Annotated in this window: 6 protein-coding genes; 3 read left to right on the forward strand and 3 right to left on the reverse strand. The window is 59.3% G+C overall.

Translation table 11 applies throughout. The features are described from left to right. The first annotated feature begins 22 nt into the window (after positions 1-22). Positions 23-439, forward strand: coding sequence for a phosphate-starvation-inducible PsiE family protein (locus LJE91_13400; protein MCG6869678.1), 417 nt, complete (start codon positions 23-25; stop codon positions 437-439). Positions 440-594: 155 nt separating this feature from the next. Here LJE91_13400 and LJE91_13405 read toward each other — a convergent pair whose 3' ends face one another. Next, the gene (locus LJE91_13405; GenBank protein MCG6869679.1) at positions 595-1,449 is read right to left on the reverse strand and encodes a type IV pili methyl-accepting chemotaxis transducer N-terminal domain-containing protein; all 855 of its coding nucleotides are present in this window, start codon (positions 1,447-1,449) and stop codon (positions 595-597) included. A gap of 433 nt (positions 1,450-1,882) precedes the next feature. Continuing rightward, positions 1,883-2,428 (reverse strand): LPXTG cell wall surface anchor family - like protein, encoded by a 546-nt coding sequence (locus tag LJE91_13410; protein ID MCG6869680.1) that lies wholly within the window; start codon positions 2,426-2,428, stop codon positions 1,883-1,885. Positions 2,429-2,684: 256 nt separating this feature from the next. Here LJE91_13410 and LJE91_13415 point away from each other — a divergent pair, with 256 nt between their 5' ends. Together LJE91_13415 and LJE91_13420 are read left to right on the forward strand one after the other, a co-directional pair. After that, positions 2,685-3,488, forward strand: coding sequence for a hypothetical protein (locus LJE91_13415; GenBank protein ID MCG6869681.1), 804 nt, complete (start codon positions 2,685-2,687; stop codon positions 3,486-3,488). Positions 3,489-3,609: 121 nt separating this feature from the next. Beyond that, entirely contained in the window at positions 3,610-4,065 is a 456-nt protein-coding gene (locus LJE91_13420; GenBank protein ID MCG6869682.1) for a hypothetical protein, read from the forward strand. A 127-nt stretch (positions 4,066-4,192) separates the two neighbouring features. Here LJE91_13420 and LJE91_13425 read toward each other — a convergent pair. Next, on the reverse strand, positions 4,193-4,777 hold a 585-nt coding region (locus tag LJE91_13425; protein MCG6869683.1), incomplete at its 5' end, for a hypothetical protein.

Genomic DNA, 4,777 nt, shown 5'->3' on the forward strand with positions numbered 1-4,777 from the left:
GCAACCCAACACCGGTTCCAACATGCTGGAGAAAGCCGAGTACTTCATCTACCTCAGCGCGGGTTACATCCTGGTCATCGCGGCCGCCGGATTACTGGTCACGGCGGTCATCGAGATGATTCACAAGATCCTGGAATCTCACTACGCCGAAGGACTGATTCATTTGCTCGATCGGGTCCTGCTGGCGTTGATGATTGCGGAGATCATTTATACCGTGGGGCGCATCGCCCGCACGCAGAAGCTCGAAGTCACGCCATTCCTGATCGTCGGCATCATCGCGGCGGTCCGGCGGATGCTGATCATCACGGCCGAGAGCACCGAACACATGGATTTCTCCAATCCGGCGTTTCAGGCCGCGTTCGCCGAGCTTGGACTGCTCGCGTTCATCATCTTCCTTCTGGCCTGGGCGATCCGGCTCCTGGAGCACGAGCGAAAGTAGCGGAACGCCATGCAAGCCCGGGGGCCCGCCACCTCGTTCGCCAGGGCGTGCTCGATTTTGATGTGACGAGCGGAACCGGCAGGCCGGCTGCCCCTGACCGATCCGGATCAGGGACGCGAAGCGGCGGCCCCGCGCGTGGGGCCGCCTTTCCCGAACTACTTCACGGAGGCTTCATACATCTTGACCGCCTTGTTCATGTCCTTCAACAGTGGCAGATTGAGCTTCGCGGCCTTCTCCAATCCGCCCGGCGAGGTATCGACGGCGTCCAGTACGGGCTTGTACTCCACCCACAGTTTCTCCACGACGGCCAGTTGCGCGAGGATTGCCGGGTCCTTCGTGCCCGGGAGCCCCAGTTCCTTGTCACCATCCTGGAGGCCCTTGAGGGTCCGATCGAACAGGGCCACGGTTTTCTTCAGGTTGGCCTCGTTGGCCTCGACATCGATGCCATTGGCGACGAGCAGCAGCTCCTTGGTCATCTTCTGGGTCAGCATCCGCTGCTTACCGGCCAGATTGATGGTCGTCGCCATCGCCGGGTCCAGTTTGGAACCGCTCTCGCTGGCGTACATCTGAACGGCCGCGTTCATGTTCTTGAGCAGGGGAAGATTCTCCCGGGCGATCTTCTCCAGCACGGCCTTGCTCGTATCGCCCTTCAGGACGGCATCCAGATTGGGTTCGAAGGTCGACCACAGGCCACTCACTTTCTCTAGCTGGGCGAGGATCTCCGGATTCTCCGTCTTCGGCAGTCCCAGATCCGCATCGCCCTGGATCAGGCCCTTCAGGGTCTTTCCGAAGAGGCCCTCCGTGGCAGCGAGATTCTTCTTGTTCGCCTCCACGTCGATACCCTTGGCGATCAGCAGGGCCTCCTTACTCATCTTCTGAGTCAGCATGCGCTGCTTGCCGGCCAGATTGATCACGACGGCCATTTCCTGTTTGGTCGCCGCGTACGAGGCCGACACTGCCGTCAGGCCCAGCACCAGCGCGCACAGTATCATCAAGAACTTGGATGGCATGACTCTCTCCTTAGGCGATTTCTGTCAAATGACATACCATCCTGCTTGTCTTTTCGTCCGTCCTCTGTGTTGCGACAACCGTTACAGAGTTCGACGATGCGCCGGTTGTCGCGCCTGGATGACGAACGATAATCCGGCGTAATCTGGTATGCCATTTTCCGACAATCGCCTTATTTATGTGGATCGGGGACGGGACGCCCTGCTGCATTCGGTAAGGGCGCAACAGAAAACTCAGGATATGAAACGGCAATCCCGGGGAGTCGACCTTGATCCGGATCAATACCGGTGAAAACTTTTCCGTTGGGATCGGCGGGTTGTCGGTTGGGAGCGCGGTCTCCCCTCAAACTATCGGACGACCCGCTCGCCGTGGCAGGTTTCAAGCACCCGCACAGCCTCCGGCATCGAAACCGGCGACGGCAGTCTCATTGGCTAGCTAGCGCATGAAAGGCATCATGATGCTTTCGGGGCGCGTGAACTTGTTGATGTCGTAACTCATCTTCCCCATGGTATGGGTCATCGTCGCCATGGATACGTTCATGGTCGCCATGTTCTGGGCCATGGAGGCCATGTTCTTTGACATCGACGCAATGTTCTCCGACATCCCGCCGATGTTCTGACCCATGACGCGCATGTCTCTGCCCATCGTATTCATGTCCTTGGACATACTGTCCATACCCATACGCATCAGGGAGAGATCCTTCGACATCCCGCTCTGCCCCATGGCCATGCTCTCGGCCATGGAATGCATCCGTTCGGTCATGACCACCATCTTCTTCGCCATGGTGGTCACGTCGATCCCCATCTGAACGACGGATCGGGTCATCGTGCTCATGTCCCGACCCATGTTGAACATGAACAGCCCCATGGCAACAAAGGCCCCGGTTGCGCCGATGAGCAGAATGCCGATCAGCCCGATTTTCGCCAGTGTACTGGCCGGGCCTTTCCACGGTGACTCCTCATTGCCGAGACTCGTAGCCATGCATCCATCCCCTTGGTTGCTTCATGCCCCACGGTGCGCCCGACCCGTGTCCTGTGTTCTTCCCGCCTTGCAGTGTCGTACCCCCTCCTGTATGGAAGGCATGCCCATCGGTTCCCTTCTCGATCCCGGCGGCAACGTGATCGATCCGGGGGCGAACGATTCCGCAGGGCGTGACGAGCAGGACGGAAACGACGATCCCTCGTGAACGCCAGCCCGAATACACCTATCATGACACCCAGTCCAGGGGGAGGCCAACGTGACCGGAAGATCGAATAGCGTACGTTTCCTGTTCGAAAGCTCCATGTCGAAGGGATGGGTCGGACCGCTCACGGATTCCACACTGTGTTCCACCAAGGTGGCCACCCAGAACGCGGGCAGCATCAATGCCTCGCTCTACTACCAGGTGGGCGGTTCCGGGATGAACGGACTGTTCGACGCACGACTGTCGGCGAGTCACCAGCTGGCCGAGGTCAACGGAATGCTGAAGACCCGCTACGATAATCGATTCGGAACAGGGGCATGGGAAGCGGATTCCTCGGCAGTTCCCCCTCGAAGCGATCGACTGACCTCATTTCTGATCGAGCTGAAGCCTGACGGAATCAACGTGGGACACAACGTCGAGGCGATGATCTACTCGGTCGGCCCGGTTCTCGGCAGGACGGGACTGGTGAACGAGACGCAGTATCAGCAGATCTATTTCGACGCGATCGAGGCGATCGATGCCTGGAACCAGCTCGGGCACACCATTGCGGGTTTGAGGATCACCATGCTTTCCTGCGGTATCTACGCGGGCCTCGTGGACGACAAGGATCTGCTGTATGAGAAGGCCGCAGAGAATATCATCGTCGGCATCGCCCGTGCGGTGCGTCGATTTCCCCGGCTGTCGGGGCTCAGCATACTCGTCAATACGAACGACAGCGTAAAACCGCCGGAGCACACCGGCAAACCGCATATCCCCCGTGAACGTCCGGCATTCACCGCTGCCGCGCACGGGTTAGGAATCACTGTCGACACGGCCGGATTCACGGTCGATGTGCTGGATAATCACTTCAAACAGTAGGCAAAGGAACTCATGTGTATACCGTCACGGACAGGTTTCCCCGGCACGCACGCCCGCTTCGTCCCGTGGCGGCGTTGCGATTCCTTGGAATAGAGCGGCTATCACGCGTCATCGCACCTTGATGACGAACGATCCCAGCGCGGCGCTGTCCCTGCTTTGCTTGGGCACCGGTCTTGGGCTTCCTGCCCAAGCCGTTCACTGCTTCGCAGTTCACCCGGCGCGATCTGGTATGTCATTTTCCGGCAATCGCATTATCTCCGATCCGACCTCAGGGGGAATAAATACCATGCATGCGAGGGTGACCCAATTTGAACTGAAACCGGAGACCGCGGAGCAGGCCAACGCACGTGTTGAACAAACCCGGCGGGAGGTCATGAAAATCCCGGGGATCAGAGGCTACATCAATCTGCGCTCGTACGACGGCACGCAAGGGGTGGCGATCACGTTCTACGAAAGCGCCGAACAGGCAGACACCGCGACCCAGCCGGCGCTGCAGCAATGGATCAAGTTCACCGAGTTTTTTGAGTCCACCCCCGAATCCAGGGGCTACAACGTGCTCGTAAAGGATCTCAAATAAACGAACTCCCTGCCATTGTCTACCGCGAAATTACTGCCTAACGAGAGCCGTAGTACTGCCGTTTTCCGCAATTCCCCGGTGACCGCACCGCCGGCCCGGGATGCTCGCAGGCCGCGATGACGCCTCGTCAGGGCGCGGGGATCCAGCTCAGGCAGGTGTCGGGTGCATCCTCTTCCAGAAAACCGTGGTATCGACCCAGCCAGTAGGGCAGGAGGTAGTCCACCGTCGGATAGACCAGTGTCGGTTCGGCGTATTGAGTGATCACGAAGGGTGAACGCTGCCAGATGAAGTCGTGCGGGGCACGGTCGGCGACGTCGACGGCTATCGTGGATTGTCCCGGGCACTCAGGATTCGGAGGGTACTTGTCATTGGCGCTGACATCGTGCGCCAGACGAGGTTTGGGTGGCGCGGCGAATTGGCGAAGCTGCGCGGTCGCGAGATCCGCGAGCTCAGCCGTGTCGGGCGATGGCGTCGCCAGCGCGGCATGCACGTAGCTGAAATAAACGTTCTTGTGATCTTCCACCCAGGGCCAGACCCTCCGCTCCAGGACCTCCGACTGTATCTGCGCGCGGATCGCGGGATCGTCTTCCAGGCGGATCAGATTGTAGATCGCCTCGAAGACGACGTTGAGTCCGTAGTAGCGTTGCCCGCAGTCGGCTTCCAGCGGATTGGCGCGGGTGTAGTCGCGCATGTAACCGATCCATTCCTGGAT

It is taken from the genome of Gammaproteobacteria bacterium, assembly GCA_022340215.1.
Taxonomy (GTDB): Bacteria; Pseudomonadota; Gammaproteobacteria; order JAJDOJ01; family JAJDOJ01; genus JAJDOJ01.